The sequence below is a fragment of the Streptomyces sp. NPDC033845 genome, assembly GCF_055576225.1.
Genome location: NZ_JBVIRI010000005.1, coordinates 148918 through 172236, shown reverse-complemented (window position 1 = coordinate 172236; position 23319 = coordinate 148918). Strand labels below are relative to the sequence as shown.

The 23319-nt window shown below is 73.5% G+C and carries 19 protein-coding genes and 1 tRNA gene; 13 read left to right on the top strand and 7 right to left on the bottom strand.

All coding sequences use genetic code 11. The features are described 5' to 3' along the window. Nucleotides 1–59: 59 nt before the first annotated feature. Nucleotides 60–1100 (top strand): divisome protein SepX/GlpR, encoded by a 1041-nt coding sequence (gene sepX, locus ACZ50K_RS13055; protein ID WP_468901552.1) that lies wholly within the window; start codon nucleotides 60–62, stop codon nucleotides 1098–1100. Nucleotides 1101–1145: 45 nt separating this feature from the next. Continuing rightward, nucleotides 1146–1219 (top strand) — tRNA-Ala (locus ACZ50K_RS13050). A 57-nt stretch (nucleotides 1220–1276) separates the two neighbouring features. Here the strand turns inward: ACZ50K_RS13050 and ACZ50K_RS13045 are convergent. Next, nucleotides 1277–1771: a GNAT family N-acetyltransferase gene (locus tag ACZ50K_RS13045; protein ID WP_468901550.1), complete on the bottom strand. Its 495-nt coding sequence runs from the start codon at nucleotides 1769–1771 to the stop codon at nucleotides 1277–1279. A gap of 38 nt (nucleotides 1772–1809) precedes the next feature. Here ACZ50K_RS13045 and ACZ50K_RS13040 point away from each other — a divergent pair, with 38 nt between their 5' ends. After that, nucleotides 1810–2610 carry an exodeoxyribonuclease III gene (locus tag ACZ50K_RS13040; protein WP_468901547.1) on the top strand — a complete coding sequence of 267 codons (801 nt, stop codon included), beginning with the start codon at nucleotides 1810–1812 and terminating at the stop codon, nucleotides 2608–2610. Here ACZ50K_RS13040 and ACZ50K_RS13035 read toward each other — a convergent pair. Continuing rightward, entirely contained in the window at nucleotides 2595–3371 is a 777-nt protein-coding gene (locus tag ACZ50K_RS13035) for a MerR family transcriptional regulator (protein ID WP_468901545.1), read from the bottom strand. The two genes, ACZ50K_RS13040 and ACZ50K_RS13035, sit on opposite strands and share 16 nt — an antisense overlap. Nucleotides 3372–3495: 124 nt before the next feature. Here ACZ50K_RS13035 and ACZ50K_RS13030 point away from each other — a divergent pair, with 124 nt between their 5' ends. From ACZ50K_RS13030 to ACZ50K_RS13015, 4 genes are all read left to right on the top strand, one after another. Beyond that, nucleotides 3496–5064, top strand: a complete 1569-nt coding sequence (locus ACZ50K_RS13030) for a flavin-containing monooxygenase (protein ID WP_468901542.1) — start codon at nucleotides 3496–3498, stop codon at nucleotides 5062–5064. Next, on the top strand, nucleotides 5061–5978 hold the full coding sequence (locus ACZ50K_RS13025) for an alpha/beta fold hydrolase (RefSeq protein ID WP_468901539.1): 918 nt from the start codon (nucleotides 5061–5063) through the stop codon (nucleotides 5976–5978). Before ACZ50K_RS13030 ends, ACZ50K_RS13025 begins: the two co-directional genes overlap by 4 nt. Further along, nucleotides 5975–6856 carry an SDR family oxidoreductase gene (locus ACZ50K_RS13020; protein ID WP_468901536.1) on the top strand — a complete coding sequence of 294 codons (882 nt, stop codon included), beginning with the start codon at nucleotides 5975–5977 and terminating at the stop codon, nucleotides 6854–6856. Before ACZ50K_RS13025 ends, ACZ50K_RS13020 begins: the two co-directional genes overlap by 4 nt. A 76-nt stretch (nucleotides 6857–6932) precedes the next feature. Then, on the top strand, nucleotides 6933–7127 hold the full coding sequence (locus ACZ50K_RS13015; protein ID WP_468901533.1) for a hypothetical protein: 195 nt from the start codon (nucleotides 6933–6935) through the stop codon (nucleotides 7125–7127). Nucleotides 7128–7202: 75 nt separating this feature from the next. Here ACZ50K_RS13015 and ACZ50K_RS13010 read toward each other — a convergent pair whose 3' ends face one another. Further along, the gene (locus ACZ50K_RS13010) at nucleotides 7203–10535 is read right to left on the bottom strand and encodes a S41 family peptidase (RefSeq protein WP_468901530.1); all 3333 of its coding nucleotides are present in this window, start codon (nucleotides 10533–10535) and stop codon (nucleotides 7203–7205) included. A 222-nt stretch (nucleotides 10536–10757) separates the two neighbouring features. Here ACZ50K_RS13010 and ACZ50K_RS13005 point away from each other — a divergent pair, with 222 nt between their 5' ends. Both ACZ50K_RS13005 and ACZ50K_RS13000 read left to right on the top strand, forming a co-directional pair. Then, nucleotides 10758–11327, top strand: a complete 570-nt coding sequence (locus tag ACZ50K_RS13005; protein WP_468902404.1) for a TetR/AcrR family transcriptional regulator — start codon at nucleotides 10758–10760, stop codon at nucleotides 11325–11327. A 115-nt stretch (nucleotides 11328–11442) separates the two neighbouring features. After that, entirely contained in the window at nucleotides 11443–13650 is a 2208-nt protein-coding gene (locus ACZ50K_RS13000) for an MMPL family transporter (protein WP_468901528.1), read from the top strand. A 91-nt stretch (nucleotides 13651–13741) separates the two neighbouring features. Here ACZ50K_RS13000 and ACZ50K_RS12995 read toward each other — a convergent pair whose 3' ends face one another. Then, nucleotides 13742–14104 (bottom strand): SsgA family sporulation/cell division regulator, encoded by a 363-nt coding sequence (locus tag ACZ50K_RS12995; protein ID WP_468901526.1) that lies wholly within the window; start codon nucleotides 14102–14104, stop codon nucleotides 13742–13744. Nucleotides 14105–14286: 182 nt separating this feature from the next. Here ACZ50K_RS12995 and ACZ50K_RS12990 point away from each other — a divergent pair, with 182 nt between their 5' ends. Genes ACZ50K_RS12990 through ACZ50K_RS12975 form a run of 4 tightly spaced genes read left to right on the top strand, consistent with a single transcriptional unit; the run spans nucleotide 14287 to nucleotide 18073 of the window. Further along, on the top strand, nucleotides 14287–15348 hold the full coding sequence (locus ACZ50K_RS12990) for an energy-coupling factor ABC transporter permease (RefSeq protein ID WP_468901523.1): 1062 nt from the start codon (nucleotides 14287–14289) through the stop codon (nucleotides 15346–15348). 1 nt (nucleotide 15349) lies between these two features. Beyond that, the gene (cbiQ, locus tag ACZ50K_RS12985; RefSeq protein ID WP_468901520.1) at nucleotides 15350–16111 is read left to right on the top strand and encodes a cobalt ECF transporter T component CbiQ; all 762 of its coding nucleotides are present in this window, start codon (nucleotides 15350–15352) and stop codon (nucleotides 16109–16111) included. Then, a complete protein-coding gene (locus ACZ50K_RS12980; RefSeq protein WP_468901517.1) occupies nucleotides 16108–16863 on the top strand; it encodes an energy-coupling factor ABC transporter ATP-binding protein in 756 nt (251 codons plus the stop codon). The genes cbiQ and ACZ50K_RS12980 overlap by 4 nt, the downstream gene beginning before the upstream one ends. Before the next feature lie 37 nt (nucleotides 16864–16900). Then, the gene (locus ACZ50K_RS12975) at nucleotides 16901–18073 is read left to right on the top strand and encodes a serine hydrolase domain-containing protein (RefSeq protein ID WP_468902401.1); all 1173 of its coding nucleotides are present in this window, start codon (nucleotides 16901–16903) and stop codon (nucleotides 18071–18073) included. 234 nt (nucleotides 18074–18307) lie between these two features. On the opposite strand, the gene ACZ50K_RS12970 is transcribed toward ACZ50K_RS12975, so the two are convergent. The 3 genes from ACZ50K_RS12970 to ACZ50K_RS12960 form a co-directional block, all read right to left on the bottom strand. Then, nucleotides 18308–19942 (bottom strand): penicillin-binding transpeptidase domain-containing protein, encoded by a 1635-nt coding sequence (locus ACZ50K_RS12970; protein WP_468901514.1) that lies wholly within the window; start codon nucleotides 19940–19942, stop codon nucleotides 18308–18310. Nucleotides 19943–20020: 78 nt separating this feature from the next. Beyond that, a complete protein-coding gene (locus ACZ50K_RS12965) occupies nucleotides 20021–21619 on the bottom strand; it encodes a PD-(D/E)XK nuclease family protein (protein WP_468901512.1) in 1599 nt (532 codons plus the stop codon). A 13-nt stretch (nucleotides 21620–21632) separates the two neighbouring features. Further along, a complete protein-coding gene (locus tag ACZ50K_RS12960; RefSeq protein WP_468901510.1) occupies nucleotides 21633–23306 on the bottom strand; it encodes a dolichyl-phosphate-mannose--protein mannosyltransferase in 1674 nt (557 codons plus the stop codon). Nucleotides 23307–23319 lie beyond the last annotated feature (13 nt).

The window sequence follows — 23319 nt, the reverse complement described above, 5'->3', positions numbered from 1 at the left end:
TGCGACACACCGGCCCAATTGGCCGATGCCCCCGCCCGCGCCCCTCTACGGTGTGGGGTGTGAGCAGCAGCGGCCTCATCTACGCAGTCATCGTCGGGGCCTGGGCCGCCTACCTGGTGCCCATGTGGCTCCGGAGGCAGGACGAGCTGAACGAAGCCCGTCCGACGGAACGCTTCTCCACCGCCATCCGGCTGCTTTCCGGCCGGGCGGGAATGGAGCGCCGTTATGCCAAGGAGCTGCGGGAGCGCACCGGCGAGGAGTCGGATCCCCCCGCGGACCCGGACGCCGCGACGGAAACGGTGAATTCCGTGGACGCCGACGTCCGGGCCACAGGCATGTCCCCGACCAGGACGGAGCCGCGGGCGCAGGCCGCCGAACGGCTGGAGCGGACCCGGCGCGAACAGCGCCTCCAGGTGCTCGCCCGCCGCCGGCGCACCACCGCGCTCCTCTTCCTCGTCTTCACCCTCGGCGCCGTGGTCGCGGCCGTCGGCGGCCTGGGCTTCCTCTGGGCCCCGGCCGTCCCCGCCGTGCTGCTCAGCGCGTACATCGTGCACCTGCGGGCGCAGGAGCGCCGCCGGTTCGCGTTCACCATGGACCACCGCAGGGCCGAGGCGGCCGCCCGCCGGCTCCGCGAGAACCGCCCCCGCCGCCGCGAGTCCGAGGCCGCGGCCGGGGCCGATCCGGACCCCGCGCCACCCGTCTCCCCGCAGGAGGCAGGCCGGCGCGCCCTGGTCGAGCAGACCGACCACGCCGAATGGGTGGACCAGCAGAAGGAACGCGAACGCGGCCCCGCCCGAGGTGACAGCTGGGAGCCCGTCCCGGTCCCGCTGCCCACCTATGTGACGGCCCCGGTGGCCCCGCGCGCCACCGGCTCCCCGGCCCCCGACGCCTGGAGCCCGGACCGGTCCAGCACCGCCGAGCCCACCGACCCCAGGCTGCGGGCCCAGCGCCCGGCCGAGCAGAAGCCGGCCGCCGCCGTCCCGCCCGCCGCGGACCGGGAGCGCCCGCCGTCCCGCCGCAACCGCGAGACCGGCCGCGGCCGCACCCCGCTCTTCGACCAGTACGAGGGCGAGGACCGGCCCCGCGCCGCCAACGAGTGATTTTGGTGCTGTCGAGCCGGGGTGCTAATGTTTCACACGTCGCAAGGGCCTGTGGCGCAGTCTGGTAGCGCACCTCGTTCGCATCGAGGGGGTCTGGGGTTCAAATCCCCACAGGTCCACAGACATTGAGGATCCCGTCCGATCGCAAGATCGGGCGGGATCTTCTGCTTTCCGGGTCAGTTCGTCAGGGGCTTGGACATGCAGCGGCTGGAGTCGTAGGCGCGGTAGTAGCCGAACTTGGCGCAGAACTCGTAGCCCGAGGACTGGTAGAGGGCGATGGCCTCCGGCTGGCGGTCGCCGGTCTCCAGGACCATGCGGGTGCGGCCCGCCGCCCGGGCGGAGGCCTCCAGTTCGGCGAGGATCCGGCGGGCCAGCCCCAGGCCGCGGGCGGAGGGTATGACGTACATCCGCTTCAGCTCGGCGTCGCCGTCCGAGTAGCCCTCCGGGCTCTGGTCCTGGGTGCGCCAGCCGCCGCTGGCCACCGGGGCGTCGTCGGCGTCGTAGGCCAGCAGGTAGAGGCCGCGCGGCGGCTCGAACATGGCGGGGTCCAGCCAGGTGGCGTCGCCCTCGCCCTGGTACCGGACCTGGTACTCGATCTGTACCTGGTCGTTGAGTTTCACCGCGTCGGGGGCGTCGTAGGCGACGGCGCGGAGTTCGATCCCGTGAGACATCCGGACATCGTACGGAACCCTCCGGCTATGGTGCTGTGATGCTCATCGTGACCACTGTGAACGTGAACGGGATCCGCGCCGCCGCCAAGAAGGGGTTCGTGCCGTGGCTCTCCGGCACCGACGCCGATGTGATCTGCCTCCAGGAGGTCCGGGCCGAGGAGGGCCAGATTCCGGCGGAGGTCCGGGCGCCCGAGGGCTGGCACACCGTGTTCGCACCGGCTGCCGCCAAGGGCCGGGCCGGGGTCGCGCTGTTCACCCGGCGGGCCCCGGAGCGGGTCCAGGTCGGGTTCGGGAGCGAGGAGTTCGACGGCGCCGGCCGCTATCTGGAGATCGATCTGCCGGGCGTGACCGTCGCCAGCCTCTACCTTCCCTCCGGGGAGGCCGGGACCGAGAAGCAGGACGAGAAGTACCGGTTCATGGCCGAGTTCCAGGAGTACCTGAAGGCGCTGCGGGTGCGCGCCGCGGCGGACGGCCGCGAGGTGGTGGTGTGCGGCGACTGGAACATCTGCCACCGGGAGGCCGACCTCAAGAACTGGAAGACCAACCGAAAGAACGCCGGCTTCCTGCCCGAGGAGCGGGAGTGGCTCGGGAAGGTCTACGAGGAGGCCGGCTACGTGGACGTGGTGCGCGAGCTGCACCCGGAGCAGGAGGGGCCCTATTCCTGGTGGTCCTACCGGGGCCGGGCCTTCGACAACGACGCCGGCTGGCGGATCGACCTGCACGTGGCCACTCCCGGGCTCGCCGCGAAGGCCGTGAAGGGCTTCGTGGAGCGCGCCGAGACCCACCCGGAGCGCTGGTCCGACCACGCGCCCGTCACGGTGGTCTACGAGCTCGGCTGAGCTCCCGGATCCCGGGGCCCGGCCTGCCGGGCCCCGGTGCCGCCGCCGGCCAGCAGCCGGTCCATCGCCATGGTCAGCTCGGCCTCGACCACGCTCTTGGCCAGCGGGCGCAGCCGGGTCAGCGCGTCCCCGTCCTCCTTCAGATGGGTGCCGATCAGTTCGGCGAAGAGCTCGGCCATGGCGTCGGCGTGGCCGCGGACCAGCCGGCCGGTCTCCAGCACGGCCGCGAGCGGTACCCCCTCGCGGACCAGGGCCGCCGAGACGTCCAGCAGCCGGCGGCTGACGTGCACGATCTCGTCCCCGTCGGTGGCCAGATAGCCCAGGGCCAGGGAGGCGGCCAGGTTCTCCGGGGTGGCCTCGCCCTCGAAGTAGTCGGCCAGCGCCTCCGGGGTGAGCCGTACCGGGGTCTCCTCCGACCAGCCCATGCCGAGCAGCTCGCTGAGCTGGCTGACGTCCCGGCCGCTCTCGAACGCGGTGATCAGCTCGGCGATGCCGCCGAGGGTGTGGCCACGGTCCAGCAGGGCGGCGATGGTCCGCAGCCGGGCCAGGTGGTGCCCGTCGTACCAGGCGATGCGGCCCTGCCGGCGGGGCGGTGGCAGCAGTTTGCGCTCGCGGTAGAAGCGCAGGGTGCGCGGCGGGATGCCGGCCGCCTCGGCCAGCTCCTCGGTCCGGTACTCGCGTACCGTCGTCCCGTCCGGCTGCTCCTGCGGCTGCTCCCGAGGCTGGTCGTGGGGCGGTTCGTGCGACTGTTCGTCGGCCATTGGCGCAGCCTAAGGCGTACCCCCGGTAACTTTCCCGGCGCGACCCCTACCCATGAGTACGGGGAAGCTCTACCCTCCGAATAGTGCCAGTGATTGCTGGCAGAGTCTGTGAAGGGCGGCGGGCGTGGGCGAGCATGTGCGCGTGGCGGTGATCGGATCCGGATTCGGCGGGCTGGGAGCGGCCGTCCGGCTGCGCCGCGAGGGGATCACCGATTTCGTGGTGCTGGAGCGGGCCGGGTCGGTGGGCGGGACCTGGCGCGACAACAGCTATCCCGGGTGCGCCTGCGACGTGCCCTCCCATCTGTACTCCTTCTCCTTCGCGCCCAACCCGGACTGGCCCCGGACCTTCTCCGGGCAGCCGCACATCCGGGCCTATCTGGAGCACGTGGCGGACACCTTCGGGCTGCGGCCGCACATCCGCCTCGACCACGAGGTCCGGATGATGCGCTGGGACGCCGAACTGCTGCGCTGGGAGATCGAGACCTCCGGCGGGGACCTCACCGCCGACGTGGTGGTCTCCGCCACCGGCCCGCTGTCCGACCCCAAGCTCCCCGAGGTCCCGGGCCTGTCCGGGTTCCCCGGCAAGGTCTTCCACTCGGCCCGCTGGGACCACGACTACGACCTCCGCGGCAAGCGGGTCGCGATGATCGGGACCGGCGCCTCGGCCATCCAGATCGTGCCCGCCATCGCCCCCGAGGTCGAGCGGCTCACCCTGTTCCAGCGCACCCCGCCCTGGGTCCTGCCGCGCACCGACCGGGCCATCAGCGGGGTCGAGCGCTGGCTGCACCGGCAGCTGCCGTTCACCCGGGCGGCCCGCCGCGGGCTGCTGTGGGGGCTGCGGGAGCTCCAGGTGAGCGCCTTCACCAAGCGGCCCAACCAGCTCGGACTGATCGAGTCCATGGCCAAGGCCAACATGGCCCGGTCGATCAAGGACCCGGCGCTGCGGGCCAAGCTGACCCCCTCCTACCGCATCGGCTGCAAGCGGATCCTGCTCTCCAGCGAGTACTACCCGGCCCTGGCCCGGCCCGATGTGGACCTGGTGGCCAGCGGGCTGAAGGAGGTCCGCGGCTCGGTGCTGGTCGCCGCGGACGGCACCGAGACCGAGGTCGACGCGATCATCTTCGGCACCGGCTTCCACGTCACCGACATGCCCATCGCCGACCGGGTGGTCGGGGTGGACGGCAAGACCCTCGCCGACGAGTGGAAGGACGGCATGCAGGCGCTGCGCGGCGCCACCGCGGCCGGCTTCCCCAACTGGATGACGATCATCGGCCCCAACACCGGGCTCGGGAACAGCTCGATGATCCTCATGATCGAGTCCCAGCTGAACTACATGGCCGACTATCTGCGGCAGCTGAACCTGCTGGACGCGCCCGGCGGCCGCACCGCGCTCGCCGCCCGGCCCTCCGCGGTGCACACCTGGAACCGGCGGGTGCAGGACCGGATGCTGCGGACCGTCTGGAACACCGGAGGCTGCACCAGCTGGTACCTGGACGCCAACGGCCGCAACACCACCGTGTGGCCCGGCACCACCGGCGAGTTCCGGCGGGCCACCCGGACCGTGGACCTCACCGAGTACGAGGTCCTCCGGGTCCGGCACCGCGAGGCCGCGGCCGTGGCCGCGCCGGTGGCCGCGCCCGAGGCGCCGGCCGCGCCCGAGACCGCCGCCCGGACCGGGGAGGACGCCGCATGAGCCGGCTGACGCACGTCACCAGCGGCCCGTACGCCCCGCCCGCCGCCCGCCGGGAGCTCACCGCGGTCTCCGCGGACGGCGCCCGGCTGCACGTGGAGGTCCACGGGGACGAGGACGCCCCCACCGTGGTCCTGGCGCACGGCTGGACCTGCTCCACCGCCTTCTGGGCCGCCCAGATCCGCGAACTGGCCGGCAGCGGCCACCGCGTCGTCGCCTACGACCAGCGCGGCCACGGCCGCAGCCCGGTCTCCGCCGCCTACTCCACCGAGGTCCTCGCCGACGATCTCGTCGCGGTGCTCGCCGCCACCCTCGCCGACGGGCGGCGGGCGGTGGTCGCCGGCCACTCCATGGGCGGCATGACCGTCATGGCGGCCGCCGGCCGCCCCGGCTTCGACGAGCGGGTCTCGGCCGCCCTGCTGTGCAGCACCGGCAGTGCCCGGCTGGTCGCCGAGGCGACCGTGCTCCCGGGCCGGCCCGGGCCGCTGCGGACCCGGCTGACCCGGACCGTGATGACCTCCGGGGCCCCGCTGGGACCGGTCACCCCGCTGGCCCGGCAGGCCGTCAAGTACGTCACCATGGCCGCCGGCTCCGCCCCCGACCGGGTCGAGGCCGTCGCCCGCATCGTGCACGCCTGCCCGCCGCCCGTCCGGCAGGGCTGGTCCCGGGTGCTGGCCGGGCTCGACCTCACCGAGGGCGTGGCCCGGCTCCGGCTGCCCACCGCCGTCGTCGCCGGCACCGCCGACCGGCTCACCCCGATCGGGCACGCCCGCGGCCTCGCGGCGGCCCTGCCGGACTGCACCGGACTGACCGAACTGCCCGGCATGGGGCACATGACCCCGGTGGAGGCCCCGGAGGCCGTCACCCACGCCATCCGCGAACTCGTCCGCACAGCGAAGAAGGAGAAGCGCGCGTGAGCACCCGAAACCTGGAGGGACAGGTCGCCGTCGTCACCGGGGCGGCCCGCGGGGTGGGCGAACTGCTGGCCCGCAAACTGTCCGCGCGCGGCGCCCGGATCGCCCTGGTCGGCCTGGAGCCGGAGGCGCTCAAGGAGGTCTCCGAGCGGCTGCACACCGACAGCGACCACTGGCACGCCGACGTCACCGACCACGAGGCCATGGCCCGGGTCGCCGAGGAGGTCAAGCAGCGGTTCGGCAAGGTGGACATCGTGGTCGCCAACGCGGGGGTCGCGGCCGGCGGCCCGTTCGGGGACTCCGACCCGGTCGCCTGGCGGCGGGTCATCGAGGTCAACCTGATCGGCGGCGCCGTCACCGCCCGCGCCTTCCTGCCCGTCCTGCGGGAGAGCCGCGGCTACTTCCTCCAGATCGCCTCGCTCGCCGCGATCACCCCGGCCCCGATGATGACCGCGTACTGCGCCTCCAAGTCCGGGGTGGAGGCCTTCGCGCACTGCCTGCGCGCCGAGGTCGGCTACCTGGGGGTCAAGGTGGGCGTCGGCTACCTGTCCTGGACCGACACCGACATGGTGCGCGGCGCCGACCAGGACGAGGTGATGCGCGAGCTCCGGCAGCGGCTGCCCTGGCCCTCCAACCGGACGTATCCGCTGGGGCCGGCCGTGGACCGGATCGTGGCGGGCATCGAGCGCCGGTCGGCGCACGTGTACGCCCAGTGGTGGCTGCGCGGGATGCAGTCGGTCCGCGGCTACCTCCCGGCCGTCATCGCCTCCGCCGGGCAGCGGGAGATGAGGCGGTTCGAACCCCGGCTGGCCGGAGTGTCCAAGGGGCTGGTGGGCGCCGGAGGGGTCGCCGACGAGAAGGAGCGCAGCACCGCCGACTGACCGAAATGCGAGGGATGTCGGGTCGTGCCAGGCTGGTCGCACCCCAGTCACCGACACCCCTGACGGAGTGAGAAGCATGGGTCTCAGGGACCAGTTCCAGGCGAAGGCACAGCAGCTCAAGGCGCGGGCGGAACAGGCCGGCGAGTCCATCCAGCCCGGCCCGCCCGCCCGGGCCGGCCGGAACGAGCCCTCCGAGCGGTCCCCGCGGCCGCCCCGGGAGGCCGAGGAGCGGACCGGCCGGGCCCGCGAGGAACTCGACGACGCGTTCTGACCCGGCCGTCCGCGCGCAGGGGCGCGGTCCCGTGGACCACGGGACCGCGCCCCTGCGGCATGTCCGGGGCCGCCCCTACGGGCGGGGCGGCAGCACCGGGCGCCGGCGGTCCGGTACGTCGGTGTAGCCGGGCGGGGTCTTGGCCGGATGGCGTTCCAGCAGCTCCAGCGCCAGGTGCACGGCGTCGTCGAGCTGGGCGTGCCGGCCCTCGGCCCAGTCCAGCGGGGTGCGCAGCATCGCCAGGTCCGGCTCCACACCGTGGTTCTCCACCGACCAGCCGTACTCGGGGAACCAGGCGGCGTTCATCGGCACGGTGATCACGGTGCCGTCGCCCAGGGTGTGCCGGCCGGTCATGCCGACCACCCCGCCCCAGGTGCGCTGGCCGACCACCGGGCCCAGGCCGAGCAGCTTGAACGCGGCGGTGATCATGTCCCCGTCCGAGGAGGTGGCCTCGTCGGCGAGGGCCACCACCGGCCCCCGGGGCGCGTTGGAGGCGTAGGAGACCGGCTGGGCGTCCCGGGTCAGGTCCCAGCCCAGGATCCGGCGGCTGAGCTTCTCCACCACCAGTTCGCTGATGTGACCGCCCGCGTTGCCGCGGACGTCGACGATCAGCGCGGGCCGGGACATCTCCATCCGCAGGTCCCGGTTGAACTGCGCCCAGCCGGAGCCGCCCATGTCGGGGATGTGGAGGTAGCCGCAGCGGCCGCCGCTGATCTCGCGGACCACCTCGCGGCGTTTGGCCACCCAGTCCTGGTAGCGCAGCGGCCGTTCGTCGACCAGCGGCATCACCGCCACCCGGCGGGCCGGGCCCTCGCCGCCCTCGGCGCCGGCGGGCCGGAAGGTGAGCTCGACGGTGGTGCCGCCGGCCGCGGCGAGCAGCGGGTAGGGGCCGGTCACCGGGTCCACCGGGCGGCCGTCGACATGGGTGAGGGCGGCGCCGTCGCGGATGCCGGTGCCGGCCAGCGGGGAGCGCGCCTTGGAGTCGGAGGAGTCGCCGGGCAGGATCCGCTTCACCACCCAACGGCCGTCCCGGCAGACCAGGTTGGCGCCCAGCAGGCCGATGGCCCGCTGGTAGTGCGGGGGGCCCTCGTTGCGGCGGGCCGGGGCGACGTAGGCGTGCGAGGTGCCGAGTTCGCCGAGGACCTCGCGGAGCAGGTCGGCGAACTCGTCGGGGGAGGCGACCCGTTCGACCAGGGGGCGGTACTGGCGCAGCACCGCGTCCCAGTCGATCCCGCACATCCTCGGTTCCCAGAAGTAGGCGCGGATCAGCCGGCCGGCCTCCTCGTAGGCCTGTCGCCACTCGGCGGCCGGGTCCACCTCGTGCAGGATCCGGCGCAGGTCCAGATAGACGGTGGAGTCGGAGTCGCCGGAGTCGGTGGCCGGTACCGCCCTCAGCTCCCCGTCCTCGTTGACCACCAGCCGGGTGCCGTCGCCGCTGACCGCGAACCAGTCCAGGTCGGAGGCGAGCTCGCTCTTGCGGGCCTTGGTGAGGTCGAAGTGCTCCAGGGTGGGCTTCCCGCTGGTGTGGGACGGGTTGGCGAAGGTCTCGCCCAGTGCCCCGGAGATCGGCCAGCGCAGCCAGACCAGACCGCCGCCGCTGACCGGGTGCAGGGCCGAGTACTTGGACGCGGACACCGGGAACGGGGTCACCCGGCTCTCCAGGCCCTCGACCTCGACGGTGACGGTGGAGGGGTCGGAGTCCGGGGAGTCCCCGGCGGCCCCCTCCACCGGGTCCAGCCCCCCGGCGGCCGGCCGGCCGTCGGCGGACACCGCGAACGGCGAGGGGGTGGCGGAGGACAGCGGCACCAGATAGGGGCGGCAGCCCAGCGGGAAGGACAGGTCGCCGGTGTGCACGTCGTAGACCGGGTCGAAGCCGCGCCAGGAGAGGAAGGCCAGATAGCGGCCGTCCCGGGTGAACACCGGGTTCTCGTCCTCGAAGCGGCCGTTGGTGACGTCCACGACGGTGCGGGCGCCGGGTCCGGAGATCCGGGCCATCTTGATCTGCCGCAGGGAGCGGCCGATGCCCGGGTGGGACCAGGTCAGCCAGGCCCCGTCGGGGGAGAAGGCCAGGTCGGTGACCGGGCCGTTGATGGACCGGATCAGCTCGGTGACCTCCCCGGCCGGGTCCTCGCCCGCGTCCTCGGTGGTGTCGAGGAGCAGCAGCCGGCCGTCGTGCGAGGCGATGGCGAGCCGTTCGCCCTCCGGGTCGGAGACCAGCTCCAGCACCCGGCCGAGCTTCCCGGAGGCCAGCCGGCGGGGCTCGCGGTCCCCGGAGGCCCGGGGCAGGTAGGCGATCTCGACGGCGTCCTCGCCCTCGGCGTCCGTGACGTAGGCGACCTGTCCGCCGGAGCCGAGCATCTCGGGCAGCCGGACCCGGACCCCGGGCGTGTCGGCGATGGTGCGGGCGGGGCCGTCGCGGTGGGTGAGCCAGTAGAGGCTGCCGCGCACGGTCACGGCGCTGGCCCGGCCGGTGGCGTCGACGGAGACGCTGTCCACATGGCTGGCGGCGGGCACCTGGTACGTCCGGCGGCCCGCCCGGGGGCCGCCCAGCCGGACCGCGAGCCGGCGCGGCCGGGCGTCCGGGGCCAGTGAGTCCACCAGCCAGAGCTCGCCGGCGCACTGGTAGACCACCCGGCGGCCGTCGCTGCTCGCGTGCCGGGCGTAGAACTCGGCGTGGTCGGTGTGCCGGCGCAGGTCGCCGCCGTCGGGGCGGCAGGAGTAGAGGTTGCCGATGCCCTCGTGGTCGGAGAGGAAGGCGATCCGGCCGTCGACGAACATGGGGGAGTCGAGGTGTCCGTCGAGGTCCTCCAGCAGCCGTTCGCCGTGCAGCCAGAGCCGTCCGGTGGCCCCGCCCCGGTAGCGCTTCCAGGCGGCCGGCTCGTGCGGGGGCTTGCCGGTGAGCAGCAGGGTGTGGCGGGCGGCCGGTTCGTCCGGCCGGATCGAGGCCTCGTCGTGCACGGCGAGGTGGGCGACCGGCCCCCAGGGCAGCCGGCCGCCGGGGCTGCCGTCGGTGGGCAGGCTGTACGCCCAGGCGAAGTAGGAGAAGGGCTGGCCGTGCGAGGAGACGGCGAGGATGTCGCTGCGGCCGTCCTTGTCGGGCGGGGTCCAGCCGCACACCCGGGTGTCGGTGGAGCCCCAGTAGCTGAGCCGGCGGGCGGGGCCGCCGTCCACCGGGACCAGGTGGATCTCGGGGTCGAGGCTGCGCCAGGTGGTGAAGGCGATCTCGTGGCCGTCCGGGGAGAACCGGGGGTGTCCGATCCGGGTCCGGTCGACGGTGAGGCGCCAGGCCCGGCCGGGGGCCTCGCCCTCGGCCACCAGGGGGGCGACCCAGAGGTCGTCCTCGGCGGCGAAGCACAGCAGGTCGTCGTGCAGGTGCGGGAACCGGAGGTACGCGACGTCGTGACTCACCCCCCAATGCTTTCCGCGGGGCGGGGGCCCGGCAACTCGTACTGGTGAACAAGCCGTCCCCCGAGCGGGGTTCGGGTGCCCCCCTGGCGCGCCGCGAGTGCCCTTCGAGCCGTGACGCAGAACACGGCCCGGAACGAAACGAAACGGTTTCGTTCCGATGGTGGCGCGGGTATCGTCTTCGCTGTAAGAAGCAGTCCCGTCCGAGTGGGAGGTACGGAAGAGATGGTCAGCCGGATCACCCCCGAACGGGAGGCCGAACTGCACGGAGCGGTCCTGGACCTGCTCCGCGAGGTCGGCTACGAGGCGCTGACCATGGACGCGGTGGCAGCACGCACCAAGTCCAGCAAGGCGACGCTCTACCGCCAGTGGGGGAGCAAGCCGGAACTGGTCGCGAGGGCGCTGCGGTGCACCCAGCCGGTCTCCCTCCGGGAGATCGACACGGGTTCGCTGCGGGGGGACTTCGCGGTCATGGTCGAGAGTTCCGACGACGACCGGATGGCGAAGGACACCGCGCTGATGCGCGGCCTGACCCACGCGGTGCACGAGAGCCCGGAGCTCCACAAGGCGCTGCGGGACCTGCTGGTCGACCCGGAGATCACCGGGTTGCAGGTGATGCTCCAGCGGGCGGTGGACCGGGGCGAGGTCGCTCCGGACTGTCCGGCCCTGGACTTCGTGCCGCACATGCTGATCGGGGCGTTCATCGCGCTCCCGCTGATCGAGGACAGACCCGTCGACCGGGACTTCCTCTCCGATTTCATCGACGCCGTGGTCTTCCCCGCCCTCGGAGTCTGACCGCAGTCCCCGCTGCCGGTCGCTGTTCCTGCTGCTCCTGACACGCCGCTCTCGTCGTCGGGTCGGCTGACCAATCGCTGATCCCATCCCACGACTCGAACGGGAGACCACTGACGTGGCCACCTTCCTCTATCGACTCGGCAAGGGCGCCTTCCGGCGCCGGCGCCTCGTCGCCCTGCTCTGGGTGGCGCTGCTGTTCCTCGCCGGTTTCGGCGCGGCATCGGCGTCCGCCCCCACCGCCGGCTCCTTCTCCATACCCGGTACGGAGGCCCAGAAGGCCTTCGACCTGCTCGAACAGCGCTTCCCGGCGGCCGCGGCCGACGGTGCCACGGCCCGCGTGGTCATCAAGGTCCCGGCCGGCCAGAAGGTCACCGACCCGGCCGCCAAGGACCAGGTCACGAAGATCGTCAACGATCTGAAGTCCGGTTCGGACCAGATCGCCTCGGTCGACGACCCGTACCAGGCCCAGGCGGTCAGCCGGGACGGAAGCACCGCCTACATCTCCACCAAGTACAAGGTCAACTCCATGGAGCTGACCGATGAGACCCGTGAGGCCCTGACCGATGTCGGCGCCGGGGCCCAGAAGGCCGGGCTGACCGTGGAGATCGGCGGTGACGCGCTCCAGGTGATGCCGGAGACCGGCTCCGGCGAGATCATCGGCATCATGGTCGCCGCGATCGTGCTGGTGATCACCTTCGGTTCGCTGGTGGCGGCCGGACTCCCGCTGCTGACCGCCCTGATCGGCGTCGGCATCGGCATCTCCTCCATCACGGCGCTGGCCAACGTCCTCGACCTGGGCAGCACCACCTCCACCCTGGCCATGATGATCGGCCTGGCGGTCGGCATCGACTACGCCCTCTTCATCGTCTCCCGCTACCGCGCGGAGCTCGCCGAGGGCCGGGACCGCGACGAGGCGGCCGGCCGGGCCGTCGGCACCGCCGGCTCCGCCGTGGTCTTCGCCGGTCTGACCGTGGTCATCGCCCTGGTGGGCCTGGCCGTGGTGAACATCCCGATGCTCACCAAGATGGGCGCGGCGGCCGCCGGAACCGTGGTCATCGCGGTGTTCGTGGCCCTCACCCTGGTGCCCGCCATGCTCGGCTTCGCCGGCAAGCGGGTGCTGCCCGCCGGTACCAAGAGCAAGCTGTTCGGCGGGGGCAAGCCCAAGCCGGAGGGTGCCGAGGACAAGCCCAACGGCGGCACCCGCTGGGCCCGCTTCGTGCTGCGCCGCCCGGTCGCGGTCCTGCTGGCCGGCGTGGTCGGCCTCGGGGTGATCGCGCTGCCGGTCAGCCAGCTGAAGATGGGTCTGCCCGACGAGGGTTCCCAGCCGGTCTCCACCACCCAGCGCAAGGCCTACGACCTGCTGTCCGAGGGCTTCGGCCCGGGCTTCAACGGTCCGCTGATGCTGGTCGTGGACGGGGACCAGACGGCCGCCGACAAGGCGTCCGAGCGGGTGAAGAGCCTCGGTCTGGCCGAGGCCGTGACCCCCCCGATGCCCAACGGGAAGAAGGACACCTGGATCATCTCGGTGATCCCGAAGGACCGTCCCTCCTCCACCGAGACCGAGGACCTGGTCCACAAGATCCGCGAGGTCAGCGGGGACGAGGTGCTGGTCACCGGCCAGACCGCGATGAACATCGACTTCTCGCAGAAGATGAACGACGCCCTGCTGCCGTACCTGGCGCTGGTGGTCGGCCTCGCCTTCCTGCTGCTGATGATCGTGTTCCGGTCCGTCCTGGTGCCGCTCAAGGCCGCGCTCGGCTTCCTGCTCTCGGTGGTCGCCGCGCTCGGCGCGGTGGTCGCGGTGTTCCAGTGGGGCTGGCTCGGCGGGATCTTCGGGGTGGAGCAGCCCGGCCCGATCATGAGCATGATGCCGATCTTCATGGTGGGCGTGGTGTTCGGTCTGGCCATGGACTACGAGGTCTTCCTGGTCACCCGGATGCGCGAGGCCTATGTGCACGGCGAGCGGCCGGGCCAGGCCGTGGTGACCGGCTTCCAGCACGGCGCCCGGGTGGTCACCGCCGCCGCGGTGATCATGATCGCGGTGTTCGCCGGGTTCATCGGCTCCAGCGAGCAGATGGTGAAGATGATCGGCTTCTCGCTGGCCATCGCCGTCCTCTTCGACGCCTTCATCGTGCGCATGGCGATCGTGCCGGCCGTGCTGGCCCTGCTGGGCCACCGCGCCTGGTGGCTGCCGAAGTGGCTGGACCGGGTCCTGCCCAACGTGGACGTCGAGGGCGAGGCGCTGCGCAAGCACCTGGCCGACCCGGCCGACTCCGGCAACGGTCCCGACCAGGACCAGGACCGCGAGCTGGTCAAGGCCTGACCACCCGGCAGTACGGCACGACGACCCGGCCCCGCACCTGATCCAGGTGCGGGGCCGGGCCCGTTGCGCCGGGCGGGTGAGGGGGTGCCGGTCAGGGGGTTCCCGGCTGGAGGGTGCGGCGCAGGAACCGGCGCAGCACCGCGATGTCGAACTGGACCACGGCGACCCCTTCGGGGGAGTGGAACTCCACCACCGCCTGCACCCGGCCGCAGGGCCAGACGCGTACGTCACCGCTGCCGGACGGGGCCTGCAGGCCCGCCTCCAGCAGGGCCCGGGGGAAGACCCATTCGTTCTCGGTGCCTTCCGGGGACAGGCCCGCGGGGAACACGATGCGCACGGCCAGGGGCTCGTCGGGGGAGAACCGCAGGGCCACCGGGATGGCGCGGTAGAGCGGGTCGTCGGTGATCACTCGTGCGCGCACCCGCTCTTCGACGGCGGTGGTGGTGGCTGACATCGGCCGGCTCCTCGCGTCAGAAAGCGGAACAAAACACTCCGTATCGCACTCCAGCCTCGCACATTCCCACGAGTCCGCGTCCCGGGTTTTGTGACCGGAGCGCTATTGCCAAGCATTTGCAACTACCGACATGCTGAGAGAGATAAAGACTGTGTGAAGACCCGAAGCGGAGCGACTCAACCATGCATGTACCCGACGGATTCATCGATGCACCCGTCTCGGTGGCAGCAGGGGTCGCCGCGGCCGGAGCCGTGGCCGTCAGCCTGCGCGGCGCCCGCCGGGAACTCGACGAGCGGACCGCCCCGCTGGCCGGCCTGGTCGCCGCCTTCATCTTCGCCGTCCAGATGCTGAACTTCCCGGTGGCCGCCGGCACCAGCGGCCACCTCCTCGGCGGGGCCCTGGCCGCGATGCTGGTCGGCCCCTACACCGGGGTGCTCTGCGTCTCGGTGGTCCTGCTCATGCAGGGCATCCTGTTCGCCGACGGCGGGCTGACCGCCCTCGGCGTCAACATCACCGTCATGGGCGTGGTCACCGTGGTCGTCGCCTACGCGATCTTCCGCGGGCTGCTCGCCGTGCTGCCCCGCACCCGCGCCTCGGTCACCGCCGCCGCCTTCACCGGCGCCCTGGTCTCGGTGCCCGCCTCCGCCGCCGCCTTCACCCTGCTCTACGCCGTCGGCGGCACCACCGACGTGCCCGTGGGCAAGGTGCTCACCGCCATGGTCGGCGTGCACGTGCTGATCGGCCTCGGCGAGGCCCTGATCACCGCCGCGACCGTCGGCGCCGTCCTCGCCGTCCGCCCCGACCTGGTCCACGGCGCCCGCGGACTCACCGCCCCGCTCCGGCTGCGGGTCAACGGCGAACTGGTCGACGCACCCGCCCCGGCCCCGGCCGCCGCCCCGGCCCGCCCCACCCGGAAGCTCTGGGCCGGCGGCCTGGTCACCGCGCTGCTGCTGGCCGGCTTCGTCTCCTTCTACGCCTCCGCGAACCCGGACGGCCTGGAGAAGGTCGCCGCCGACAAGGGCATCGACGCCAAGGCCGACCAGTACGAGCACGCCACCGCCGACTCCCCGCTCGCCGACTACGCGGTCAAGGACGTGGACGACGAGCGGATCTCCGTCGGCCTCGCCGGGGTCATCGGCGTCGGCGCCACCGTGGCCGTCGGCAGCGGACTGTTCTGGGTGGCCCGAGGCCGCCGCCAGGACCCGGCCGCCACGGCCGCGGACTCCGAACCCTCGGCGGTCTGAGATGGCGGCCGGCCACGCGCACAAGCTCTACCGCCACGGGCACTCGCCCGTGCACGCGCTGCCGCCGCACTGCAAGCTCGCCGCGACCTTCGCCTTCGTCCTGGCCGTCGTGTCCACCCCGCGCGAGGCGGTGTGGGCCTTCGGCCTCTACGCCCTGCTGCTCGCCGGGGTCGCGGCCGCCGCCCGGATCCCCGCCGGCTTCCTGCTCCGCCGGCTCGTCATCGAAGTCCCCTTCGTGGCCTTCGCCTTCCTGATGCCGTTCGTCGCCGAGGGCGAGCGGGTGGAGGTCCTCGGGCTCTCGCTGTCCGTCTCCGGCCTCTGGGGCGCCTGGAACGTGCTCGCCAAGGGCACCCTGGGCGTGGCCGCCTCGGTGCTGCTCGCCTCCACCACGGAACTGCGCGCCCTGCTGCTGGGCCTCCAGCGGCTCAGGCTGCCCCCGCTGCTGGTCCAGATCGCCTCCTTCATGATCCGCTACGGTGACGTGATCACCGACGAGCTGCGCCGGATGTCCGTGGCCCGCCGCTCCCGGGGCTTCGAGGCGCGCGGCATCCGCCACTGGGGGGTGCTCGCCAAGACCGCCGGAGCCCTGTTCATCCGCTCCTACGAACGCGGCGAACGGGTCTACCTGGCGATGGTCAGCCGGGGCTACGCCGGCTCCATGCCGGTGATCGACGAGGTGGCCGCCACCCGCGCCCAGTGGGCGTACGCGGCCGTACTGCCGTTGGCGGCGCTCGCCGTCTGTCTGATGGGTTGGACGATATGACCAGCACCGCCCCCTCCCTGGAGGTCTCCGGCCTCGCCTACGCCTACCCGGACGGCCACCAGGCCCTCTTCGGGGTCGACCTCACCGTCGGCCGCGGCGAACGGGTGGCCCTGCTCGGCCCGAACGGAGCCGGCAAGACCACCCTGGTGCTGCATCTGAACGGCATCCTCGGCGGCGGGGTCGGCACCGTGAAGGTGGCCGGGCTGCCCGTGGAGAAGCGGAACTTCGCCGAGATCCGGCGCCGGGTCGGCATCGTCTTCCAGGACCCCGACGACCAGCTGTTCATGCCCACCGTCCGGGAGGACGTGGCCTTCGGCCCGGCCGCGGCCGGACTGCGCGGCGCCGAACTGGCGGCCCGGGTGCACACCGCCCTGGAGCTGGTCGGCATGGCCGCCTTCGCCGACCGGCCCCCGCACCACCTCTCCTTCGGCCAGCGCCGCCGGGTCGCGGTGGCCACCGTGCTCGCCATGGAGCCGGAGATCCTGGTGCTGGACGAGCCCTCCTCCAACCTGGATCCGGCCTCCCGGCGGGAACTGGCCGACATCCTGCGCTCGCTGGACGTGACCGTGCTGATGGTCACCCACGACCTGCCCTACGCGCTGGAGCTCTGCCCGCGCGCGGTCGTCCTCAGCGAGGGCGCGATCGCCGCCGACGGCCGCACCCAGGACCTGCTGTGCGACGAGGAGCTGATGCGGGCGCACCGGCTGGAGCTGCCCTTCGGCTTCGACCCGCGCTCGGTGGCCGTGGCATAACCGTCCCGCCCCGGGTGTTGCACCGCCCGTGGACAACGTGAACATCCAGGGTGTGGTGGCGGACGGCTTCGAGCCGGTGCGGGACGCGTTCGCGCGGAACTTCGCGCAGCTCGGCGACCGGGGCGCGGCGGTGGCCGTCTACCGGGACGGCCGCAAGGTGGTCGACCTGTGGGGCGGCACCAAGGACGGCGACCCGGCGCCGGGCGCCCCCGCCGAGCCCTGGACCCGGGACACCGCGGTGCTGGTCCGCTCCGCCACCAAGGGGGTCGCGGCGGCCGTACCGCTGCTGCTGCACCAGCGCGGGCTGCTGGACCTGTCCGCGCCGGTGGCCTCGTACTGGCCGGAGTTCAAGGCCGGCGGGAAGGAACGGACCCTGGTCCGCGACCTGCTCGCGCACCGGGCCGGGGTGCCCGCCCTGGACCGGTCCCTGACCGCCGCGGAGGCCGCGGACGGGGTCAGCGGTCCCCGCGCGGTGGCCGCCCAGCAGGCGTTCTGGGAGCCCGGCACCGCCCACGGCTACCACGCGCAGACGTACGGCTGGCTGCTGTCCGAGCTGGTCCTCCGGGCCACCGGGCGGTCGGTGGGCGACTGGCTGGCCGAGGAGATCGCCGAGCCGCTGGGCCTGGACTTCTGGATCGGGCTGCCGGAGGCGGAGGCCCACCGGGTGGGCCGGGTGGCGGCGGTGGAACCGCCCGAGAGCGCGGGCGGACTGCGGCTCAGGCCGCGCAGAAACGTTTCCGAGGCCTATGCCGACCCCGGCTCCCTGACCCGGCGGGCGTTCGCCGCCATCGACCCGCTGCCCGACGAGAACGACCCCGCCTGGCGGACCGCCGAACTCCCCGCCTCGGCCGGCATCGGCACCGCCCGGGCCCTGGCCCGGTTCTACGCGGCCACCATCGGGGTGGTCGAGGACGGCGCCCGGATCCTCACCCCCGAGAGCACCGCCCGGGCCGGCACCGAACTGTCGGCCGGACCGGACCGGGTCCTGGTGGTCGGCACCCGCTTCGGCCCCGGCTTCATGCTGCACGGGCCGGCCTCCCCGCTGCTCTCCCCGGCCTCCTTCGGACACCCGGGCCGCGGCGGCTCGCTGGCCTTCGCCGACCCGGACTCCGGGATCGGCTTCGGCTACGTCACCAACGCACTGGCCAAGTCGGTCACCGCGGACCCGCGCGCCCAGGCCTTGGTCCGAGCGGTCCGCTCGGCCCTCTGAACCACCCGGGCGCCCCCCGGTACCCGGGCCCGGCACCGGGGGGCGCACGGCGGGGCACGCCCGGCGGTGGGTCCGCCCGTCCACGGGCACTCCCGCCCGCCCGTGGTACCTGGGCCACCCGGACGGACCTGCCAGGGTGTGTTCGTGCCGGGCCTGCCCGGGTCGCGTCAGTGGTCGGCCGGACTCCGGCCCCCGGCCCGGCCGTGGCCCGGCCCGGGTCCTGGCCGGGGATCGTCAGCCGGCCCGCAGGACCTGGGCCACCAGGGGGCCGGCCGCGTCGGCGCCGTGGCCGCCGCCCTCGACCATGGCCGCCGCCGCGATGTCGTCCGAGTAGCCGGTGAACCAGCTGTCCGGGGCGTCCTCGGCGCCGCCGACCTCGGCGGAGCCGGTCTTGGCGCCCTTGTCGCCGCCTACCGAGGCCATCACCCCGGCCGCGGTGCCCCGGGTGGCGGTCTGCCGGAGCATCGAGGTCAGCTGCCGGCGCACCTCCGCCTTCATCCGGCGCTCCGCCTTCGCGATCGGCCGCCCGTCCAGCGAGGCCGGCACGATCACCGGCTGCCGGAACACCCCGGTCTTCGCGGTCGCCGTGATCGAGGCGATGTTCAGCGGGTTCATCCGGATCCGGCCCTGCCCGATGTACTCGGCCGCGGTCTCCGCGCCGCTCGCCTCCGGCACCTCGCCGTCCCAGGTGGCGATCCCGGTCTTCCAGTTGTCGAGGCCGATCCCGAAGACCTCGCGGGCCTCCCGGGGCAGCGCCCCGGCGTCGTCCACCTCGTCGATCCGGCCGATGAACGCGGTGTTGCAGGACTTGGCGAAGCTGGTCGCGAAGGTCTGCCCGGTCAGTGAGAAGCCGTCGAGGTTCTTGAAGGACCTCCCGTCCCAGGAGACGGTGGGCGGGCAGGGCGCCACCTCGTCCGCGGCCACCAGCCCCCGGTCCAGCAGCATGGCCGCCGTCACGATCTTCAGGGTGGAGCCGGGGGCCCGGGTGCCCTGCACAGCCGCGTTGAAGCCGTCCGCGCGGTTGTTGGCGACCGCGAGGATGTCCCCGGTGCTCGGCCGGACCGCCACCACCGAGGACTGCGGGTACTTCTTCACCGCCCGCTCGGCCGCCGCCTGGACCCCGGCGTCCAGCAGGGTCCGGATCCGCCCCGGCCTGCCCTCGGCCAGGGTCAGCAGGGTCCGCTTGGGGGCGTCCTCGGCGGCCGGCTCGATCCACACCTCGGCGCCCGGGTCCCCGCCCGCCCCCTTGCCGTACGTGGCCCGGAGCTGCTCCAGCACCGGCCGCAGCGAGGGGTACCGCTGCGGGTCCAGCTCCTTGCCGTTCCGGTCCAGGGCCACGACCGGCGGCGCCTCCGGGACCCCGGCCCGCAGCTTCTCGTCCTTGCGCAGCTGCGGATGGAGCACCGAGGGCTGCCAGTCCACCAGCGCCTTGCCGGTGGTGGCCCCGCGCACCACCGTCAGCTCGGACTTCCAGCCCAGGCTCTTCACGGCCCCCTGGAAGGAGAACTCGGCGGTCACCGTGAAGGGCACCCGGGCGCCGGCCGGGGCGCCCGGGGTGGCGGTCAGCCGGGTCACATGGGCCCCGGCGCGGAGGTCGGCCACGGCCGGCTGGGCGGCGTACGCGTTGTCGGTCAGATCGGCCGCCGCGCGCTCGTCGCCCGTGGCCAGGGCCGCCAGGAAGGCCCCGGCGGTCGCCTCGACCTCCGCCGGGGAGGGCGGTCCGCTGCCGCGGACGGGCGGCCTCCCGTCGGCGGCTCCGCCCCCCGATCCGCCGGAGTCGAGCACCAGCGCGTAGGCCCCGTAGCCGGCGCCTCCCACCATCGCCAGGAACACCGCTCCGGCGATGGCCCCCTTGGCCGCCCCGTTCATGACAGTCCCCTCCCCAGGGTTCACAACAGTCTGAACATGTTCAACCAATCCGGGGCGGGTGTCCACCGACTTGCGGGCTCAGTCGTCCGGGTCCGCCGCCGCCCGGGAGGAGGGGCACCAGGAGCTGACCGGGCACCAGCCGCAGTGCTCCCCGGGAGCGGCCTCCCAGACGGCGTCCCGGTGCCAGCCCGCCGCCCTGCGCCGGACCTCCGCCCTGGCCCGGGCCAGCGCCTCCGGGTCCCGCGCGTCCCAGGAGTACACCCGGCCCTCCAGCGGCGACAGCACCTCCAGCTCCAGACGCGCGGCCTCCGCGGCGGCCGCGCCGCCGGGGCCGCGGAAGCCGCTACCCAGCAGGTTCAGCAGCCACGGCACCTGGAAGTACCGCTCGAAGGCCGCCTCCTCGGAACCGGGCAGCGGCAGGGTGGTGGTCTTGGTCTCCCGGACCACCAGTGCCCCGCCGGCGTCCACGTACACCGCGTCGGGACTGCTCGCGACGACCAGGTCGGCCGAGGCGTCGTACCCGTACACCGCCGGCTCCGACTCCAGGTGCCGGACGCCGTCCCCGAGCGGGCAGGTCCCGATGTGCCGCAGCAGGTAGTCCCGCACCCCCGCGTACTCCTCCGCGGACAGCGAGGAGGTGAAGAACCCCTGGTCGAAGAACTCCCCGAGGTCGGACGGCCGGCACGGCTGCGACCGGGCGTGCGCCGTGGCGAGCCAGCGGTGCACCAGCGTCCCCCGCCGGGAGGCCGGACCCGAGGAGCGCCGGCCCGGCAGATGGCAGTCCAGGTCCAGGTACCACTGGGCCGGGCAGGTCTCGTACACCTGGATGTCCCGGGCGCTGACCGACCGGGTGCGCGCGCCGGGCACGTCCTGCCCCAGGAACCCGTCGAGCTCCTCCGTCGCACCACAGCAGCCCGCGATCTTGCAGTCCTTGCAGCCGCGGCCCGGGGCCGCCTCCCGCGCCCCGGTGATCTGCTCCAGGGCGGGCACCGCGATCTCCCGGAAGGCGTCGGCCGCGGCCCCGGGCGTCCCGTCGAACAGCACCCGGAACGATCCGTCGCCCAGCCCGACCTCCGTCACCCGGACCCGCTCCACCCCGTCCGACGGCCGCATCAGCGCCACCACCCGGGCGGCCACCGCCGTCCAGCGGTCCGGGTCCGCAGACCCTTCCGCCGGGCGGACACCGCCCATCCGGAGCCTCCTGATCTCCCGGGTGCCGCTGCCGTCCTCGTAGACCGGACCCCATGCGGTGAGCGTCCGCCCGGACCCCACCCGGGCCTGCGGATCGAAGCAGCGGAACACCAGGGGGGCGCCCTCGGGGGCCTCCGCCTCGTGCGCCTCCAGATAGTTGGCGACGGCCCGGCGGGCGTACGCGGCCGTGCCCGGATGGAGGCCCTGCCCGGCGAGCTCCTCGCGTATCGCGGAGTCCAGCCCCTCCCAGGTGTCCGTCCCGGGGCGCCCGTGCAGGCGTACGCAGACCTCCCGGACCAGCCCGAGCAGGAAGGGCCGGGAGTTGTCGTACCGCCGGGACCAGTGCGCCGGCCGCAGCAGCGGACGGACCTTCAGCGCGCCCTGGGCCCCGCAGCCCCCGGGCCGCTCCTGGGCGTCGGTGGCGCTGATGCTCAGCACCCCGGCGTCCCCCTCCAGCGGCGGCCACACCCCACGGCGCTCTCCCACGGTCCTTCTCCCCCTACACCCAGGTGTCCAGCCACATGCGGCCCCGCCAGGAGTCCATCGGCAAGGTCTGGCCGGTGTAGATGGGCCAGAAGTAGATGAAGTTCCAGACGATCAGCAGGACCAGCACCCCGGCCCCGATCGCGCCCACCGCACGCCGGCGCTCGGTGGATCCGGCCGGTCCCAGCAGGGCGCCGACCATCATGGCCACCGCCAGGCACAGGTAGGGCACGAACACCACGGCGTAGAAGTAGAAGATGGTCCGCTCCTGGTAGTTGAACCAGGGCAGGAAGCCCGCGGCCGTCGCGCAGACGATCGCGCCGGCCCGCCAGTCGCGGCGGAACGCCCACCGCCACAGCACGTAGAGCAGGGCGAAGCAGGCCGTCCACCACAGCAGCGGGGTGCCCAGGGCCAGCACCTCGCGGGCGCACTTGGCGGTCTCGGTGGCCGGGCAGCCGTCGGTGCCGGGGGCCGGGGACTCGTAGAAGTAGGACACCGGGCGGCCCAGGACCAGCCAGCTCCACGGGTTCGACTCGTAGGTGTGGCCGTCGGTGAGGCCGACGTGGAACTTGTACACCTCGGTCTCGTAGTGCCACAGGCTGGTCAGCCAGTCCGGCAGCCAGGACACCCCGCCCTGCTTGGCCGACCAGTCGCGGAAGTAGCCGCCCTTGCCGTTGTCCGGGCTGAGGATCCAGCCCGTCCAGGAGGCCACGTACACGCCGATCGCCACCGGGACGGTGGACAGGAAGGCGGGCAGCGCGTCCCGGCGCAGCATCGAGGCGTACGGGGTGCCGGCGCCGGCCACCTTGCGGGCCGAGGCGTCCCACAGCACCGTCAGCAGCCCGAAGAAGGCCAGCACCACCAGGCCGTTCCACTTGGTGCCGAAGGCCAGGCCCAGGCTGACGGCCGCGACCAGCCGCCACGGCCGCCAGCCCAGCCGCAGGGTCTCCGCCACGGTCGCGTCGGCCCGGGCCGTGCCCGCCTCGTCCAGCGGGAGCGCGGCGGCCAGCCGGGCCCGTGCCGCGTCCCGGTCGATCAGCAGCGCCCCGAAGGCCGCCAGCACGAAGAACATCAGCACCAGGTCGAGCAGGGCGGTGCGGCTCATCACCAGGTGCAGGCCGTCCACGGCGAGCAGCAGGCCCGCCAGGCAGCCCAGGAAGGTGGAGCGGAACAGCCGGCGGCCGATCCGGCACAGCATCAGCACCGACAGGGTGCCGAGCACGGCGGTCATGAACCGCCAGCCGAAGGGGTCGAAGCCGAACATCCACTCGCCGAGGCCGATGACCCACTTGCCGACCGGCGGGTGCACCACGTAGCCGGGGTCCAGCGGGAGCGCCACCCCGTCGGGGTTGGCGATGACCGACTTGTCGATGTCCTTGGGCCAGCTGGCCTCGTAGCCCTGCTGGACCGTGGCCCAGGCGTCCTTGGCGTAGTACGTCTCGTCGAATATCACCGCCTTCGGGGTCCCCAGGTGCCAGAACCTGAGCACTCCGGCGACCAGGGCCACCAGCAGCGGACCGGCCCAGGCCAGCACCCGGTTCACCGTCCCCGTCAGGGCCGGCGGCACGCCGAGCGCCGTCCACAGCTGTGCGGACGGCCCGGTGTACGGCGGCACCAGGCGCGCGCGTACGTCGTCCCGGCGGGGCGGGCTGGGCGCGTGGGGCTCGGTAAGCGTCGCGGTACTGGTCACCGGGTCATCGTAG

Coding starts and splice junctions, on each gene's coding strand:
- ACZ50K_RS13045 (WP_468901550.1), bottom strand. CDS start 1,771: ATGTCTCACGGGATCGAACTCCGCGCCGTCGCCTACGACGCCCCCGAC.
- ACZ50K_RS13040 (WP_468901547.1), top strand. CDS start 1,810: ATGCTCATCGTGACCACTGTGAACGTGAACGGGATCCGCGCCGCCGCC.
- ACZ50K_RS13035 (WP_468901545.1), bottom strand. CDS start 3,371: ATGGCCGACGAACAGTCGCACGAACCGCCCCACGACCAGCCTCGGGAG.
- ACZ50K_RS13025 (WP_468901539.1), top strand. CDS start 5,061: ATGAGCCGGCTGACGCACGTCACCAGCGGCCCGTACGCCCCGCCCGCC.
- ACZ50K_RS13015 (WP_468901533.1), top strand. CDS start 6,933: ATGGGTCTCAGGGACCAGTTCCAGGCGAAGGCACAGCAGCTCAAGGCG.
- ACZ50K_RS13005 (WP_468902404.1), top strand. CDS start 10,758: ATGGTCAGCCGGATCACCCCCGAACGGGAGGCCGAACTGCACGGAGCG.
- ACZ50K_RS12995 (WP_468901526.1), bottom strand. CDS start 14,104: ATGTCAGCCACCACCACCGCCGTCGAAGAGCGGGTGCGCGCACGAGTG.
- ACZ50K_RS12990 (WP_468901523.1), top strand. CDS start 14,287: ATGCATGTACCCGACGGATTCATCGATGCACCCGTCTCGGTGGCAGCA.
- cbiQ (WP_468901520.1), top strand. CDS start 15,350: ATGGCGGCCGGCCACGCGCACAAGCTCTACCGCCACGGGCACTCGCCC.
- ACZ50K_RS12980 (WP_468901517.1), top strand. CDS start 16,108: ATGACCAGCACCGCCCCCTCCCTGGAGGTCTCCGGCCTCGCCTACGCC.
- ACZ50K_RS12970 (WP_468901514.1), bottom strand. CDS start 19,942: ATGAACGGGGCGGCCAAGGGGGCCATCGCCGGAGCGGTGTTCCTGGCG.